This window comes from Streptomyces sp. DH10 (assembly GCF_029813805.1).
GTDB lineage: Bacteria > Actinomycetota > Actinomycetes > Streptomycetales > Streptomycetaceae > Streptomyces > Streptomyces coeruleofuscus.
In genome coordinates this window covers 1-15,272 of sequence record NZ_JARVKU010000005.1, presented here as the reverse complement: position 1 = coordinate 15,272, position 15,272 = coordinate 1, and the positions used below count along the sequence as shown (strand labels likewise).

The window sequence follows — 15,272 nt, the reverse complement described above, 5'->3', positions numbered from 1 at the left end:
AGTCCACCGCAATGGCCCGTCAAGGTTTCTCTCCCCTTCGCTCCGCGCGCCGCGCCCTGGGCACGCTCGCCGCGCGCCTGTATCTCATAGTCTGCGCGCTCCTGCTCGCTTGGACGCTGCTGGCGGCCTCCGAGGAATCCATGGCAGCTGTCTTCCCGCTCTTCGCCACCTTCCCGGCCGGCACCGTGCTGCTGTTCGTCCTGCCCCTGAGCACCTTGACGTTCTACCTCTCCATCGTTCTCGGAGCACTGATCAACGCCCTGGTCATCGGGTGGTGCGCCCTCGCACTGCGCCGGGGGCACCACACGGGAACGGCACCCTGACGGGCGAGCTGAACCGGTGAGTCACGGCTGCCCACGGAGCTCCCGGTCCGGGCCTGTCGGGGTGGAGCGGGCGGGCCTCAGCCGGTGGAGTCCAGGACTTCGTAGACATGCCTCATGTAGCTGAGGGTGCGCTCCGAGCCGAGGATTCCGTCGCCCAGCCGGTTCATCGTGTACGAGAACGTGACGCGCCGGTCGAGGTCCATCATGACGATCGAGCCGCCCCGGCCGACCCAGAAGCAGACCCTCCCGGTGGGCATGTGCGGCATCGTCCTCGCATCGGCGAGCGCGAACCCGATGCCCCAGCGCACGGGAACGCCCAGGAACAGGTCGATTCCGTCGGCCTGTACGTCGAGGGCCTTGTCCACCGTGTCCGCGGAGAGGAGCCGGTGGCCGTTCACCTGGCCTCGGCGTGAGATCACGGAGAGGGCACGGGCCATGCCTCGTGCGTTGCCGTGCCCGTTGACGGCTCCCAGTTCGGCACGGCGCCACTGCGGGGTGTCGACGTGCTCGTCCCGGGCGGGGCTTCCGAGCAGCGTCTTGGTGAAGATCCCCTCGGGATCGAGGCCGGCGGGCATTCCGGGGAGCTGCGACGGGGCCACCAGCTCGGCGATACGCGGCCAGTCCTCCTGCCGCGCACCGATCTGGACGTCGGCTTGTGACGGCTTGGCGATCTCGGTGTCGACGAACTCGGTCAGGGTACGGCCGCTGACCCGCCGGACAAGCTCTCCCACCAGCTGTCCCTGAGTCTGCACGTGGTAGCCCGAGGCACTGCCCGGCTCCCACCAGGGCGCCTGCGCGGCCAGCCGGGCGCTCGCGGTCGGCCAGTCGTACAGATCGTCGATGGTGAAGGGCTGCTGCCAGCCGGAGAGCCCCGAGGTGTGTGCCAGGACATGCCGCACCTCGATGTCCTGCTTGCCCTGAGCGGCGAATTCGGGCCAGTAGTGCGCGACCGGGCGGTGCAGATCCAGCGCACCCCGGTCGACGAGGACGAGGGCCGCCAGACTGCTGAGGGTCTTGGTGGTCGACCACAGGCTGACCAACGTGTCCTGGTGCCACGGAACGGTCCGTGCTTCGTCGGCATGCCCACCCCACAGGTCGACTTCCATGACTCCGTCGACATCGACGGCGATCGACGCCCCCAACTCCTCGCCGGACTCCAGGTGAGCTGCCAGCGCCGCTCGGACCGGTTCGAACCGGGCGGTGCTCGTTCCTTCGACGATGACCATGACTTTTCCCCACTCCTGACGACGACCGTTCGATCACCCAACGGAAAGAACGTCACGCCGGTTCACGCTTCGTCGCGAGTGAGAGGCAGCTGTGTGGATGCCGCACCTGCGGTTCTCCCGCAGCGGTGACCGGTCGGTGGACGGTCAGGAGGCGCCCTGCACCTCTGGTTGGACCCGGCAATCATCCAGCCGCCCGAGGACCGGGCCGTGCCCCGGGCCCTAGTCTCGAATGCATCGGGAAAGCGGCCCAATACCGGCTCCACCAGCGCTTTCTCCGCTCTGTGACGCCTTTCGCGCCTCCCGCTCCAGCCCGCGGGTGCATCAACGCCTGCTCCGACACGAATCAGGAGAACCTCCCATGTCCAAGCGTGTCCTCATCCCGTCCCTCGTCGGTGTCGTCGTCATCGGCGGAGTGACCGCCGGCGGCCTCGCCATGGCCTCGACCGCCGCGGAACCGACGCTGGAGAAGAACTCGGTCCGATACGTCGCGCCGGCCGGCAGCAGTACCGGCTCGCTCACCTTCACCGCCGACGTGCGGGACGATTCGGGTGTCCGCGGCCTCAAGGTCATCGCATGGCCCGCGAGTTCGAAGCTCGATCCGACCGAGGCGGAGATGCGTGACGTCGAAAGCGCCACCTGCCGCGGCACCACGGACAATACGTCCCGCTGCACCTACACGCTGAAAGTCACGGCGAAGGACGCGGCCGAGCTGGACCCAGGCACCTGGTACATCTCGGCGCTGGCCACGGCAAAGGACGGGGGCACGGTGTTCCTGCCCCGCGCCGCCACCTTGGACCTCGCCCACTGAACGCCGGCGAAGACGCCCCTGTCACCGCGGTGTATCCCGCCGCCGGTGAAGTCCTCGCGCCGGGTGGCGTCCTGCTAATGTCCTGTCCGGTATGCGGGAAGCGGACGACGAGGTCCTCGCCGCTCCGATCACCTGCTCCGGCCCCCCACCTCGCCGGACAGGTCGCCGTGACCAGCGTCGCGCGGGTGCCCGGGTGTGCCGGCGCCCGGTTTTCGTCACCGCGGGAGCGGGTCACCCACATGTCCGCGGGTCCAGGTCGTGCATGTGCCCCCGACGGTGGCGCCGTCGAGCGGGATTCTGAGTGGGTACGGTGACAGTTGTGAGGCAGGGTCTCGACTTCGGACTGCTGGGTCCGCTGGTGGTACGACGGGCGGGCACGGTACTTGATCCGGGTCGGCGCAGGCAGCGGCTGCTGCTGATCCGCCTGCTGCTCGCCGACGGCCGGGCGGTCGGTCCGCAGACGCTGTGCGAGGAACTGTGGCCGCAGCAGCCGGGACGGACACCGGGCGGAGCGATGGGCTCTCTGCACGCCCACATCAGCAAGGTACGCGCGGTCCTGGAGCCCCGGCACCTGCGCCGGCAGGGCGCCTTCGAAGTACTGGTCACCGAACCCCTGGGCTACGCCCTGCGTGTGCCGCCCGAGAGCCGTGACACCGTGCGCTTCGAGCGGTCCCTTGCCCAGGCACAACGGTTCATGGACCAGGGCCGGCCCGAACGCGTCGTGGAGGAGGCCGGAAAAGCCCTGGAGATGTGGCGCGGCACCCCGTTCGCCGACGCCGCGCACCACCTGTTCGCCACCCACGAGGCAGCCCGCCTGGAAGAACTGCGGCAGACCACCCGCGAGATCCGCACCACTGCCCTGCTCCTGCAAGGACGGATCACCGAAGCCCTGGACGCGGCACAGGAATTGACCACGGAGCATCCCCTGCGGGAAACCGGCTGGGCCCTGCTGCTGCGCGCCCTGTACCTCGCCGGCCGGCACCCCGAAGCGCTTCAGCGCTACACCGACCTGCGCCGGCACCTCGCCGACGAACTCGGCCTCGAACCCGGCCCGTCCCTACGCGCCCTGCACCACGGCATCCTTCACCACGACCTGCCACCCCTTCACTCAGCCGATGAACTGAACAGAGTCGGCGCGGCATCCGTCCCCGGCGGAGGTGCCGGGCACGGCCACGATCCGATCAGGCCGGTCATGTCCGGGGTGCCGGACGAGGGCGAGGCGACCGCGCCCGTCGGCCCGGCCGCCTACGAACCGGCCGACGCGGCCGATCGGTCGGATGCGCGTTGCGACCCGGCCACGAATGATGGGGCAACCACGTCGCCGGCCCTGGCACGTCCGGCACAACTGCCGCGCAGTCTCCCGGTGTTCGCCGGGCGGGCGGCCGAGGGTGCGTGGCTGTCGGCCGTGTGCGGTGGTGCACCGGGCCGGCCCGGACCGACCGCTGCCCCTGTCGTCGTCATCAGCGGTGCTCCCGGTGTCGGCAAGACGACCTTCGCCGTCCACCACGCCCACCGCATCGCCCCCTCTTTCCCCGACGGACAGCTTTTCGTCAACCTGTGCGGATTCCACCCCCACGCACCCGCCGTCGAACCCGGCAACGCCCTGCACGGCTTCCTCACCGCCCTCGGCGTTCCCGCCCAGCGCATCCCCGAAGACACCCCCGGCCGCAGCACACTCTTCCGCAGCCTCCTCGCCGACCGGCAGATCCTCCTCGTCCTGGACAACGCCCGCGACGAGCAACAAGTGCGCCCCCTGCTCCCCGCGGGAGCGGGCTGCCTCACCCTGATCACCAGCCGCAACCAGCTCCCCGGCCTGATCACCACGGACGGCGCCAAACCCCTCACCCTCCCACTGCCCTCACAGACCGAGGCCCACCAGGCCCTCGAACGACGCCTGGGAACCGAACGACTGGTCGCCGAGCCCACCGCCACAGCCGACATCATCCGCCTGTGCGGACGACTTCCCCTGGCCATGGCCGTGGTCGCCGCCCGCGCCGAACTCGATCCCTCCTTCCCCCTGCACGCCATCGCCGACGAGCTGCGACACACCCACGGCGGCCTCGACGCGTTCACCGGCTTCGACACCACCACCGACGTACGCGCCGTCTTCTCCTGGTCCTACCAGTCCCTGGACGAGCCCACCGCCCGGCTCTTCCGCTTAATGGCCCTGCACCCCGGCCCCCACATCACCGCCCCCGCCGCGGCCGGTCTCGCCGGCCTTCCCCTCCCCCGAACCCGCCGCGCTCTCGCCGGCCTGGTCAGTTCCTGCCTCGTGGAGCAGCCACTGCCCGGCCGCTACAGCCTGCACGACCTCCTGCGCGGCTACGCCGCCGAACTGACCCACACCCACGACACCAGCGACGAACGCCGCCACGCCACCCTGCGGGTGCTGGACCACTACATGTTCACCGCCTACGAGGCCAACCAGCTCCTGAAACACGACACAACGCCCGAGCTCGACCTCGGCGCGCCCGACCCGGGCGTCACCCCGGAGAACCTCACCACCATCCAGCAGGCAACCCGATGGCTCACCGCCGAACACCGGGTGCTGACCGGCCTGCTCCACACCGCCGTCAGCCAGCAGCTGGACCACCACACCACCGGGCTGGCCTGGTCACTCAAGGACTATCTCTACCGCCAGGAATTCTGGCCCGAAGCCATCACCGCACTGACCCCCGCCCTCGAAGTGGCCCGGCGCCGGAACAACCGCCTCGAAGAAGGCCGTTGCCTACGCCACCTCGGCGGCGTCCACGGCTATCTCGGCCATCAGGAACAAGCCCTGCACCACCTGCGACTCGCCACCACGATCTTCGAAGAGCTCGACGCAACCGGTGACCTGGCCCGAGCCCACTACGTCACGGCGTGCGCGCTGTTCCTGTTCGGCCGGATACAGGAGGCCGTGACGTCCTCCGAGCGGGGACTGGAACTGTCCCGGGAGACAGGTGAAGAGTTGTGGCTGGCCGAGTGCCTCGTCGAACTCGCCTGGTTCCGCTCCAACCTGGGGCAGCTCGAGAAAAGCCTTCAGTACAGCGAGGAGGGCATCGCTTTGTTCCAGCGCCTGGACGCACCGTGGCAGCTGGCCCAGGCCTGGGACATTCTGGGCTACAACCTTCGTATGCTCGGCCGTTACGAGGAATCGGTGGCCACCTACCAGCGGGCGACACGGGCGTTCGAGGAACTGGGCGACCACAGGAACGCCGTCGGCTCACTGATGCGGCTGGGCGACACCCGGCTGGCCATGGGCGACCGGGAAGGCGCACGAGCGGACTGGGTCCACGCCCTCCACAGCGCCGACGCGCGAGCCATGTCCCACAGCGCGCAGCAGATCCGTGACCGGCTCACCGCCCTGGACATGGACGCGGACCCCACGCCCACCGTGCCGGAGAGGGCGGCCGGGGGCCATGAGCTCCCGGTTCCGAGGAGTGGTGATCCTGCGCGCCAGGTGCATTGATCACGAGCGTTGTCAGCACCACGAAACGAAGAGCACGTGCTTGCCGAGCAACATCTCGATGTTGTTGCCGGAGGTGACCCGCGAAACGTTGGGAAGCTCGGGAGCCGCCCGCGTCGCGAGCACGCGGTCCGGTTGCCGTCGTACCAGACCTTGACCAGGTCCGTCCGGTCGCCGCAGGGGGACTGATCAACCGCGGCGACGGTCAGCGAGAGACGCCAAGGGGCACGACAAGGAGACGGCAAGGTTTGGCCAAGGGGTCCCTACGAGGGTTGAGCCACTCGCCCGCGCATGCGGGAGAGCACGTCACTGAACCCTTGAACAGGATTGGGCGCCACCCATGAACGGGATCATGGAAGCGGGGACCACCGCCCTCGCTCCGGCTCGGGCGCATGCCCGGCACGTCGCTTCGGACACCGACTGCGACGCCTTCATCCGAGACATCTACGAGCAGTACGGCCCTCTGCTCGTCCGGTACGCCGCGCGGCTGCTCGACGGTGACTGGCACAAGGCGGAGGACATCCTCCAGGAGACCGCGGCCCGTGCCTGGAAACACGCCCGGCTCCTGGGCACCCGCGGCGACCAGGTCCGGCCGTGGCTGTTCACCGTGGCCAGGAACCTCGTCATCGACCACCACCGGGCTCGGCAGATCAGGCCGCTGGAGCTGATGCGTGTCGAGGACCTGGACACATCCTGGGACGGCATGGGATCCACGATCACCTCCCACGCAGTGCTGGAGGCACTGCGAGAGCTGAAAGAGCAGCATCGGACCATCATCCGCCTCATGTACTACCTGGAATGCAGTGTGGCCCAGGCAGCCGCGCACCTCGGCATCCCGCCCGGCACCGTCAAAAGCCGCGCCTTCTACGCCGTGCGGGCACTGCGCAAGGCACTGGAGAAACAAGACGTACTCGGCGAGTAGCCATGGCCCTGCCGGGCGCTCCGCGCAGTCAGGTCTGATCCGCGGCCCGCAGGGCCCGCGCCAGCCACTCCAGCTCCTCGGTCGCGTCGGGCGACGAATACTGCCCGCGCACACGGGCGACGAGCCTCCGGTAGCGCTCCGCCTCTGCCTCGATCCCGGCCTCCAGACTGCGCAGCACGGCGGCCCGATCGGCGTCGCCGAACAGCTCGGACAGCACCTCGGCGGCTGCCGGCCCCTCGGGGGCGATTCCGCGTCCTCTGACCTCCGCGACGGTCCGCGTGACCTGCCTGGCCCACCAGATGGACGCCCCGGCAGGACGACTCTGCCCCGGTGCGGGCGTGTTGAGCTCCAGCCATGTGCGCAACCGGGCGCGAAAGCCGGGGTCCCGCACCAGTTCCGCCAGTTCGATCCAGGCGTCGACCTGCTCAGGTGTGGGATCGTCGGGCAATTCGATGCTGTAGGTGCGCATGCGGTCACGCAGGCGCGGGTCGACGGTACCGCCGAACACCTCCTCCTTGAACTCGTCGATGATCTGCTCGCGTTCGGCAGCGGAAAGCCGCGCCAACCGGTTCATCAGTGCCGTCTCCTCAGCGGTGGAACCACGTTTCGCCACGGTGGACAGAACGGCCCGGCTCACCTTGAGTGAGCGGATCTGCGCGTCGAGCGCGGCCACATGGGCGTCGGCGGCCTCGGCGACCGTGGTCCGACCGCTCAGCACCCGGCACACGTCGTCGAGTCCCAGACCCAGCTCCCGCAGGGTGCGAACCAGCTCGACGCGGGCCACGGACTCGGCGTCGTACAGCCGGTAGCCGCTAGCGGAGCGGGCCACGGGCGGCACCGCTCCCTCGTCCGACCAGAAGCGCAGCGTACGCACGGGAAGTCCGGTGCGCTGTGCGAGTCGGCCGATGGTGAGCACGTCGGGGCGTTCGTCGTCCATGGGCGACATCCTGGACCTTCCAGCCGCTGGAAACTCAAGCGTCTCGGTGCGGCAACCCGTGAGTTCTCCGGAGCTGCGCCGAGTTGCCGACGTCCAGCCCGAGGAAGACGTCGATGCCCTTCCGGCCCGGGTGAAGCCGATGCTCAAGCCCCGCGTTATCGGTCGCCGCCAGCACCGCGACCCGAGTCCGGGTGGGATCGAGTACGGCGAAAGCCGCATCCGACGTGTCATGGTGGAACCCGTCCGTGAACGCCACGAAGCGCAGCCACCGGTGATCCGACGGCGCGCCGCACCGCCTCCAGGAACGGTACGTCGGCGGGCAGTCCCATGAGCTCATCTCGTCCTCCACCGCACGACGTCGAACGTCAGGAAATGGGGAACCAGGTCGAGAGGCGCTTGGCGATGACCGGTACATCGATGTTGTCCTGTGCGACTTCCTCGACGAACGGGCCGGCAACGGGGACGGGCGGCGGGACGGTACTGGCACTCACGCCGTTGAACCGCAGGAAGACACGCATGGCGAGCCAGGCGGTGCGCTTGTTGCCGTCGATCAGCGCGTGATTGCGGGCGACGGAGTGCAGCAGTGCCGCAGCCTTCTCGTGCAGCGTGGGATACAACTCGGCTCCGAACACGTTCGTCCGGGGTCGCTCGATCGCCGACACCAGAAGGCCCATGTCACGCACGCTGTGCTCGGTACCGTTGACCGTGCGGGCGATGGCCAGGATCTCGTCGATCTGGATGTAGCGCACGCCTGTCACTTCAGGTAGTCCAGGATCTCCGCATCGCTGCCCATGAGCTCGGCCAAGACGTCATCGACCTTCAGCTCGGCCCGGTTCTGGGCGTCACGGATGGCCTCAATGGCAAGTTCCTGCTTGCTGCGGCCCTCCCGGCGAGCCCGCTCGGTGAGCTTCGCGTCGAGGTCGTCGGGGAGTCGGAGTGTCATAGCCATACGGAGATGATACCAGGCAGGTATCAAGGTGTGCGGCCGCTCTCTCGGCTTCAAGGAGCGTGGAGCCGGGATGGTCGCTCGCGCCGCCACTGCGGAGGTGCAGCAGAGAGATCCGCTTCGAGCGTCATCCGAGCGTCAAAGATCGACCGTCCGCTCGAACCGCTACACGGAGGGAAACAGGTCGAGCAACCCACCCGGACAACGAAACCGCAGGTCAGGCACCTTTGCCCGCAGGCTCAAGGATCGCGACGCACTCCACATGCGATGTCATGGGAAACAGATCGAACGCCCGAAGCGTCCGCACCCGATACCCCCCATCCCGGAAGTACCCCAAGTCCCGCGCCAACGCAGCAGGATCGCACGCCACATACGCGATCCGCCGCGCCCCCAGCGACGCAAGATGCTCCACCGTCTTGCGCCCCGCCCCGGCCCGCGGCGGGTCCAGGACGATCAGGTCGACCTCCGTGATCCCCGTGCGCGGCAGCACGCTCTCGACCTTGCCCTGCTCGATCCGCACGCGGTCGAACTCGGCGAGGTTGTGCCGGGCGTCCTCCACCGCCCGCTTGCCGGACTCGATGCCGAGGACCGCGCCCTGCTCGCCGACCCGGTCGGCGAGGGCGCCCGCGAAGAGGCCGACGCCGCAATAGAGATCGAGGGCCATGTCCCCCTTGCGGGGCAGGAGGCCCTGCATGACGGCCGTCACCAGGGTGTCCGCCGCCTGCGGGTGGACCTGCCAGAAGCCGCCGTTGCCGACGCGGTAGGTCCGGCCGTCCGCGCGCTCGCGGACGAAGGGACGGCCGTGGACGCGGTGGACGCCGCCGGAGCGCTCGTCCACGCGCAGCACCGATACCGGGCGGTCGAGCTCTACCAGCGGGAGGCGCGCGCCCGGCTTCGGCGTGAGGATCACCTGGCGGTCCTGCGAACCGGTCGCCGCGATCGCCTCGACGGAGTCCATGCCGGTCCAGACCCGCTTCTCGATGCCCAGCTCGCTGACGCCCTCCGCGGCGATCATGCAGTGGTCGATCGGCTCCACCTCGTGGGAGCGGTGCCGGCGCAGGCCCGCGCGGCCGTCGGCCGTGACGGCGTACTGGACACGGGTGCGCCAGGACGGGACCTGGCCCGCGGGCACCTTGTCGCCCTCGGCGGGCACCACCGTGCCGTCCCAGCCGGCCTCCTCCGGTGTGAGCCCGGCGAGATGCTGGAGCTGTTCGGCGATGACGTCGGCCTTCAGGCGCCGCTGCGCGCCCGGCTTGGCGTGCTGCCAGTCGCAGCCGCCGCAGCGGCCGGGGCCGGCGAACGGGCAGGGGACGTCGATCCGGTCCTTGGAGGCGTCCAGGATCTTCACCGCGTCCGCACGCAGGAACCGCGCGCCCTGCTCGCCCTCCGTCACCCGCGCCACGACCCGCTCACCGGGCAGCGCGTGCCGGACGAACAGCACCTGGCCCTCGGACGTGCGTGCGATGCAGTGGCCGCCGTGGGCGACGGGGCCGATCTCGACCTCGTACTCCTCTCCCACCAGCGACTTCCTCGGTTCTGCCTGCATGGTGGGGTGACTCCAAAAACGTGAGGGGAAAGGGCCGAAGAAAATCGGCCGGACAACAGCCCACCAGTCTACGTGGGTGCCGCCCGGCCGATTCACGCCCGTTTCGACACAAGCCGCCGGCCGCCCTCAGGCCTTCGGGTCCGAGGACTCCCTCGGCCGGTCCTGAGCGGGACCTCGCCGCACCGAGCCCGGCGCGTTCCACTCCTGCTGCCTGCGGGCCCGCCGCTTGGCCGCCTCGGAGGACTGGAGCTGGTAGGGCACCGAGGTCACCATGATCCCCGGCGTGAACAGCAGCCGGCCCTTCAGCCGCAGGGCGCTCTGGTTGTGCAGCAGATGCTCGTACCAGTGCCCGACGACGTACTCCGGGATGATCACGGACACCGCGTCCCGCGGCGACTCCTTGCGCAGGCCCTTGACGTACTCGATGATCGGCCGCGTGATCTCGCGGTAGGGCGAGTCCAGGACCTTCAGCGGTACGTCGATGCCGCGCCGCTCCCACTCGTCGCGCAGCGCCTTGGTCTCCGCGGGGTCGACGTTGACGCTCAGTGCCTCCAGGGTGTCCGAGCGCATCAGCTTGGCGTAGGCCAGGGCCCGCAGCGCCGGGCGGTGGATCTTGGAGATCAGGACGACGGAGTGGACGCGGGAGGGCCGCACACTGTCGTCGCTCGGGCCCTCGGGGGCGGCGATCTCCTCGGCGACCCGGTCGTAGTGCTTACGGATGGCCGTCATCGTCGCGTAGAAGATCACCATGCCGAGCAGGGCGACCCACGCGCCGTGCGTGAACTTGGTGACGAGGACGACCACCAGGACGAGGCCGGTGAAGAAGGCGCCGAAGGCGTTGATGGCGCGCGAGCGGATCATGTGGCGGCGCTTGGCCTGGTCCTGCTCGGTGGCCAGGTGGCGGTTCCAGTGCCGGACCATGCCGGTCTGGCTCAGTGTGAAGGACACGAACACGCCGACGATGTACAGCTGGATCAGGCGGGTGGAGTCGGCGCCGTAGATCCCCACCAGCAGGGCGGCGGCGCCCGCGAGGAGCACGATGCCGTTGGAGAAGGCCAGGCGGTCGCCGCGGGTGTGCAGCTGGCGCGGCAGGTAGCGGTCCTGGGCGAGGATCGAACCGAGCAGCGGGAAGCCGTTGTAGGCGGTGTTGGCGGCGAGGAACAGCACCAGCGCGGTGGCCGCGGCCAGCACGAGGAACAGGAGGCTGCCCTTGCCGAAGACGGCCTCGGCGACCTGGGAGATCACCGGGTTCTGGACGTAGTCCGGGCCGAGCGGGACGCCGTTGTGGAAGAGGTCGCTGGCCGGCTTCTCGGCCATGCGGACGTCGGTCGCGGCGGCCAGCGCGATGATGCCGCAGAACATGGTGACGGCCAGCAGGCCCATCAACGCGAGCGTGTTCGCGGCGTTCTTGGACTTGGGCTTGCGGAAGGCAGGGACTCCGTTGGAGATCGCCTCGACGCCGGTGAGCGCGGCGCAGCCGGAGGAGAAGGCGCGCAGCAGCAGGAAGACCAGGGCGAAGCCCGCCAGGCCCTGGTGCTCGGGCTTGATGACGTAGTCCGCCGTCGGTGCCCGCATGGTGTCGTCCAGGACCAGCCCGCGGAAGGCGCCCCAGGCGATCATGGTGAAGACGCCCGCGACGAAGACGTACGTCGGGATCGCGAACAGCGAGCCCGACTCCTTCACGCCGCGCAGGTTCATGAGCGTGAGCAGCACGATCACACCGATCGCGCAGAGGACCTTGTGCTCGACCACGAACGGGATCGCGGAGCCCAGGTTCTCGATGCCGGAGGAGATCGACACGGCGACGGTGAGGACGTAGTCGACGAGCAGCGCGCTCGCGACCGTCAGGCCCGCCTTGGGGCCGAGGTTGGTGTTCGCGACCTCGTAGTCGCCGCCGCCGCTGGGGTAGGCGTGCACGTTCTGCCGGTACGACGCGACCACGGTGAACATCAGCACGACGACCGCGACCGCGATCCACGGACTGAAGTGGTACGCCGTCACACCCGCGATCGACAGGACCAGCAGCACCTCCCCCGGCGCGTACGCGACGGAGGACAGCGGGTCGGAAGCGAAAACGGGTAGTGCGATGCGCTTCGGCAGGAGTGTTTCCCCCAGCCGGTCACTGCGCAGTGCGCGCCCGATGAGGATCCGCTTGGGCACGTCGGTCAGTTTGGACACAACAGAGGATCGTAGGCGTTCGATTGCGGGCTCGCCCACCCGCCACCCCCCATCGGCGATCCGTCTGCTCTCCGAGTGAATTCAGGGGCCCCTGCGGCTGGGGAGTCAGCAGGTCACCCGGCTCCCATGCCTATATGACTGAGCCCCGCCCGTCCCCCGGCCGTTGACGCCCCTGGAGGTCCCATGCACCCGACCGCAGAACTGATCGGCGCCGGGGCCACACTCTTCGTCCTCGTCATCCTCACCGCGGCGAGTGTGCGGAGCATCGGCCGCCGCAAGGACGTGTCGCCGGGGACGCGCTAGAGAGCCCGCTCCAGCTCCGCCACCCCCGCAAGCAACTCCTCCCGCCCGATGCTGTCCGTCCGGGTCGACGGGACCGTGCAGGCGTACGCCCCGGCCACCGTGCCGTGGAGGGCGCAGTGGCGGGGCGGGGCGCCGCTGAGCCAGGCGTGGAGGAACGCGGCGGCGAAGGCGTCGCCCGCGCCGTTGGAGTCGACGACCGGTGCCGGGGGCGTGGCGGCGGGTACGTGGGTCAGCTCGCCGTCGGCCAGGAGGTACGCGCCGTCCGCGCCGGCGGTGGCGACGACGGTTCGGGCGCGGCCCCGCTCGGTGATCCGCCGCATGGTCCGCTCGGGGTCGGCCAGTGCCGTGCTGGACAGGAAGACCAGGTCGGCCTGGTGGGCGAAGGGCTCGTGGTAGGGATCGGACCCGTTCCAGTCGTGCAGGTCGGTGGAGATCGTGAGGCCCGCCTCGCGCAGGACGGGCAGCGCGTGGGCGCAGGGCTGGGTGATGACGACATGGGCGTGCCGGCTGGCCGCGGCCAGCTTCCGCAGTGTGGCCTCGGGCAGCCGGTCCGTCTCCGCCGAGCGGGTGGCGTCGTACAGGGACAGCCGTCTGCCGTCGGGGCCGACGAGGTTGACCGCGCGCTTGGTGCCGAGCGGCTGGGGCACGGCGGTGAGCGCGATGCCGCGGTCGCGGTGCAGGGCGCGGACCAGGTCGCCCTCGGGGTCGTCGCCCAGCATGTCGACGTGGTGCGTGCGCAGCCCCAGCGCGCTCGCGGCCAGCGCGACGAAGTCACCGCTCTGGCCCGCGCGCGTCACGATCCCGGGCCTGATCATGTGGCTGTCGGCGAACGGCACGGGCAGCTCGGGCACGTGCACGATCGTGTCCACGCCCGCGCCGCCCAGGACCAGGACGTCGATCTCGGTGCTCATCGCGGCTTCCTCCCCCCGCCGAGGGCCGGCAGGGCCCTCGGCAACCCCCTCGACTTTGCCGATACGTTGGAGTCGGGCAGTCGAACGCGGCACCGGCCCCGGAAGGCATCATGACGTGATTCCACCGGCATGATGTTGCCTGGCGGCCCGCACTCAGGCCGCGACGTGGTGCCTGGCGAGCCGAAAGAGAGACATGAGCAGGACAATGTTGATGGTCAGAGGGCCCGTAGGAAGCACGGTGTGACGCGATGCATATTGTGATCATGGGTTGCGGAAGGGTGGGCTCCGCCCTGGCCCAGACCCTGGAGCAACAGGGCCACACGGTCGCCGTGGTCGACCAGGACCCCACCGCCTTCCGCCGCCTGGGCTCCTCCTTCGGCGGCCGCCGGGTCACCGGGGTCGGCTTCGACCAGGACACCCTGCGCGAGGCGGGCATCGAGGAGGCCGGCGCCTTCGCCGCCGTCTCCAGCGGTGACAATTCCAACATCATCGCCGCGCGGGTGGCCCGCGAGATGTTCGGCATCGAGAACGTCGCCGCCCGCATCTACGACCCCCGCCGCGCCGAGGTCTACCAGCGCCTGGGCATCCCCACCGTCGCGACGGTCCGCTGGACGGCCGACCAGATGCTGCGCCGCCTGCTCCCCTCGGGCGCCGAGCCGCTGTGGCGCGACCCCACCGGGGGCGTGCAGCTCGCCGAGGTGCACACCTCCACCGCCTGGGTCGGCCACAAGATCAGCCGGATCCAGGAGGAGACGGGCGTGCGCGTGGCCTTCCTGACCCGGCTCGGCGAGGCGGTCCTGCCCTCCTCGCAGACGGTGTTGCAGGAGGGCGACCTGGTGCACGTGATGATGCGCACCGACGAGATCGACAAGGTCGAGGCAGTGTTCGCCAAGGGTCCCGAAGAGGAGGGCGGTCACTGATGAGGGTCGCCATTGCCGGAGCCGGCGCGGTCGGCCGCTCGATCGCGGGCGAGCTGCTGGAGAACGGCCACGAGGTCCTGCTGATCGACAAGGCGCCGACCGCCATCTCGGTCGAACGCGTCCCGCAGGCCGAGTGGCTGCTGGCCGACGCCTGCGAGATCACGTCCCTGGACGAGGCGGCGCTCCAGCGCTGCAACGTCGTCATCGCCGCGACCGGCGACGACAAGGTGAACCTGGTCGTCTCGCTCCTCGCCAAGACGGAGTACGGCGTCCCGCGGGTGGTCGCCCGGGTGAACAACCCGAAGAACGAGTGGCTGTTCAACGAGTCCTGGGGCGTGGACGTCGCCGTCTCCACGCCGCGTCTGATGTCGGCCCTGGTCGAGGAGGCGGTGAGCGTGGGCGACCTGGTCCGCCTGCTCCGCTTCAGCCACGGCGACGCCAACCTGGTCGAGCTGACCCTGCCCGAGGAGTCGGCCCTGGCCGGCACACAGGTCGGCGACGTCGAGTGGCCCGAGGACACGTCCCTGGTCACGATCATCCGCGGCACCCGCGTCCTGACGCCCTCCCGGGAGGACTCCCTGGAGGCGGGCGACGAACTCCTCTTCGTGGCCGCACAGGCCCGTGAGGAGCAGCTGGAGGACCTGCTGTCGGTACGCCGGGACAGCGCGGCGAGCTGAGCGGGTCCCTGCGGGGAACAAGCAGGAAGGGGCGTCCCGGATCTCCGGGACGCCCCTTCCGCTTGGCTTCACCTCTCGGCCGACCGCGTCGGGCGGCGGGTGGGCATAGGCCCTGGGGGTCTGGGGG

The 15,272-nt window shown here is 69.8% G+C and carries 13 protein-coding genes; 6 read left to right on the top strand and 7 right to left on the bottom strand.

The genetic code is table 11. The features are described from left to right. Positions 1-11: 11 nt before the first annotated feature. Positions 12-323, top strand: a complete 312-nt coding sequence (locus tag QC385_RS11970) for an SCO4225 family membrane protein (RefSeq protein WP_279541266.1) — start codon at positions 12-14, stop codon at positions 321-323. A 77-nt stretch (positions 324-400) separates the two neighbouring features. On the opposite strand, the gene QC385_RS11965 is transcribed toward QC385_RS11970, so the two are convergent. After that, positions 401-1,549: a serine hydrolase domain-containing protein gene (locus QC385_RS11965; protein ID WP_279541265.1), complete on the bottom strand. Its 1,149-nt coding sequence runs from the start codon at positions 1,547-1,549 to the stop codon at positions 401-403. 358 nt (positions 1,550-1,907) lie between these two features. Between QC385_RS11965 and QC385_RS11960 the strand changes: the two genes are divergently transcribed. From QC385_RS11960 to QC385_RS11950, 3 genes are all read left to right on the top strand, one after another. Further along, positions 1,908-2,357, top strand: a complete 450-nt coding sequence (locus QC385_RS11960) for a DUF5707 domain-containing protein (protein WP_279541264.1) — start codon at positions 1,908-1,910, stop codon at positions 2,355-2,357. A gap of 319 nt (positions 2,358-2,676) precedes the next feature. Continuing rightward, positions 2,677-5,808, top strand: a complete 3,132-nt coding sequence (locus QC385_RS11955; RefSeq protein WP_279541263.1) for an AfsR/SARP family transcriptional regulator — start codon at positions 2,677-2,679, stop codon at positions 5,806-5,808. A gap of 337 nt (positions 5,809-6,145) precedes the next feature. After that, positions 6,146-6,727 carry a sigma-70 family RNA polymerase sigma factor gene (locus QC385_RS11950; RefSeq protein ID WP_279541262.1) on the top strand — a complete coding sequence of 194 codons (582 nt, stop codon included), beginning with the start codon at positions 6,146-6,148 and terminating at the stop codon, positions 6,725-6,727. 28 nt (positions 6,728-6,755) lie between these two features. On the opposite strand, the gene QC385_RS11945 is transcribed toward QC385_RS11950, so the two are convergent. From QC385_RS11945 to QC385_RS11920, 6 genes are all read right to left on the bottom strand, one after another. Continuing rightward, positions 6,756-7,664, bottom strand: a complete 909-nt coding sequence (locus QC385_RS11945; protein ID WP_279541261.1) for a helix-turn-helix domain-containing protein — start codon at positions 7,662-7,664, stop codon at positions 6,756-6,758. Positions 7,665-8,029: 365 nt separating this feature from the next. Then, a complete protein-coding gene (locus QC385_RS11940; RefSeq protein WP_279541260.1) occupies positions 8,030-8,422 on the bottom strand; it encodes a type II toxin-antitoxin system death-on-curing family toxin in 393 nt (130 codons plus the stop codon). After that, positions 8,419-8,613: a ribbon-helix-helix protein, CopG family gene (locus QC385_RS11935; RefSeq protein WP_279541259.1), complete on the bottom strand. Its 195-nt coding sequence runs from the start codon at positions 8,611-8,613 to the stop codon at positions 8,419-8,421. The genes QC385_RS11940 and QC385_RS11935 overlap by 4 nt, the downstream gene beginning before the upstream one ends. 214 nt (positions 8,614-8,827) lie before the next feature. Then, positions 8,828-10,156 carry a class I SAM-dependent RNA methyltransferase gene (locus QC385_RS11930; RefSeq protein WP_279541258.1) on the bottom strand — a complete coding sequence of 443 codons (1,329 nt, stop codon included), beginning with the start codon at positions 10,154-10,156 and terminating at the stop codon, positions 8,828-8,830. A 126-nt stretch (positions 10,157-10,282) separates the two neighbouring features. Then, positions 10,283-12,334 (bottom strand): APC family permease, encoded by a 2,052-nt coding sequence (locus tag QC385_RS11925; RefSeq protein ID WP_279541257.1) that lies wholly within the window; start codon positions 12,332-12,334, stop codon positions 10,283-10,285. A gap of 299 nt (positions 12,335-12,633) precedes the next feature. Continuing rightward, positions 12,634-13,548 carry an adenosine kinase gene (locus QC385_RS11920; protein ID WP_279541256.1) on the bottom strand — a complete coding sequence of 305 codons (915 nt, stop codon included), beginning with the start codon at positions 13,546-13,548 and terminating at the stop codon, positions 12,634-12,636. A gap of 248 nt (positions 13,549-13,796) precedes the next feature. Here QC385_RS11920 and QC385_RS11915 point away from each other — a divergent pair, with 248 nt between their 5' ends. Further along, the gene (locus QC385_RS11915) at positions 13,797-14,468 is read left to right on the top strand and encodes a potassium channel family protein (RefSeq protein WP_150483447.1); all 672 of its coding nucleotides are present in this window, start codon (positions 13,797-13,799) and stop codon (positions 14,466-14,468) included. Continuing rightward, positions 14,468-15,145, top strand: coding sequence for a potassium channel family protein (locus QC385_RS11910; protein WP_010035052.1), 678 nt, complete (start codon positions 14,468-14,470; stop codon positions 15,143-15,145). The genes QC385_RS11915 and QC385_RS11910 overlap by 1 nt, the downstream gene beginning before the upstream one ends. Positions 15,146-15,272 lie beyond the last annotated feature (127 nt).

What these genes read in the sequence shown, in the direction of transcription:
- QC385_RS11910 (WP_010035052.1), top strand. Translation starts at nt 14,468, where the DNA reads ATGAGGGTCGCCATTGCCGGAGCCGGCGCGGTCGGCCGCTCGATCGCG.
- QC385_RS11915 (WP_150483447.1), top strand. Translation starts at nt 13,797, where the DNA reads ATGCATATTGTGATCATGGGTTGCGGAAGGGTGGGCTCCGCCCTGGCC.
- QC385_RS11930 (WP_279541258.1), bottom strand. Translation starts at nt 10,156, where the DNA reads ATGCAGGCAGAACCGAGGAAGTCGCTGGTGGGAGAGGAGTACGAGGTC.
- QC385_RS11920 (WP_279541256.1), bottom strand. Translation starts at nt 13,548, where the DNA reads ATGAGCACCGAGATCGACGTCCTGGTCCTGGGCGGCGCGGGCGTGGAC.
- QC385_RS11965 (WP_279541265.1), bottom strand. Translation starts at nt 1,549, where the DNA reads ATGGTCATCGTCGAAGGAACGAGCACCGCCCGGTTCGAACCGGTCCGA.
- QC385_RS11970 (WP_279541266.1), top strand. Translation starts at nt 12, where the DNA reads ATGGCCCGTCAAGGTTTCTCTCCCCTTCGCTCCGCGCGCCGCGCCCTG.
- QC385_RS11950 (WP_279541262.1), top strand. Translation starts at nt 6,146, where the DNA reads ATGAACGGGATCATGGAAGCGGGGACCACCGCCCTCGCTCCGGCTCGG.
- QC385_RS11960 (WP_279541264.1), top strand. Translation starts at nt 1,908, where the DNA reads ATGTCCAAGCGTGTCCTCATCCCGTCCCTCGTCGGTGTCGTCGTCATC.
- QC385_RS11945 (WP_279541261.1), bottom strand. Translation starts at nt 7,664, where the DNA reads ATGGACGACGAACGCCCCGACGTGCTCACCATCGGCCGACTCGCACAG.
- QC385_RS11935 (WP_279541259.1), bottom strand. Translation starts at nt 8,613, where the DNA reads ATGGCTATGACACTCCGACTCCCCGACGACCTCGACGCGAAGCTCACC.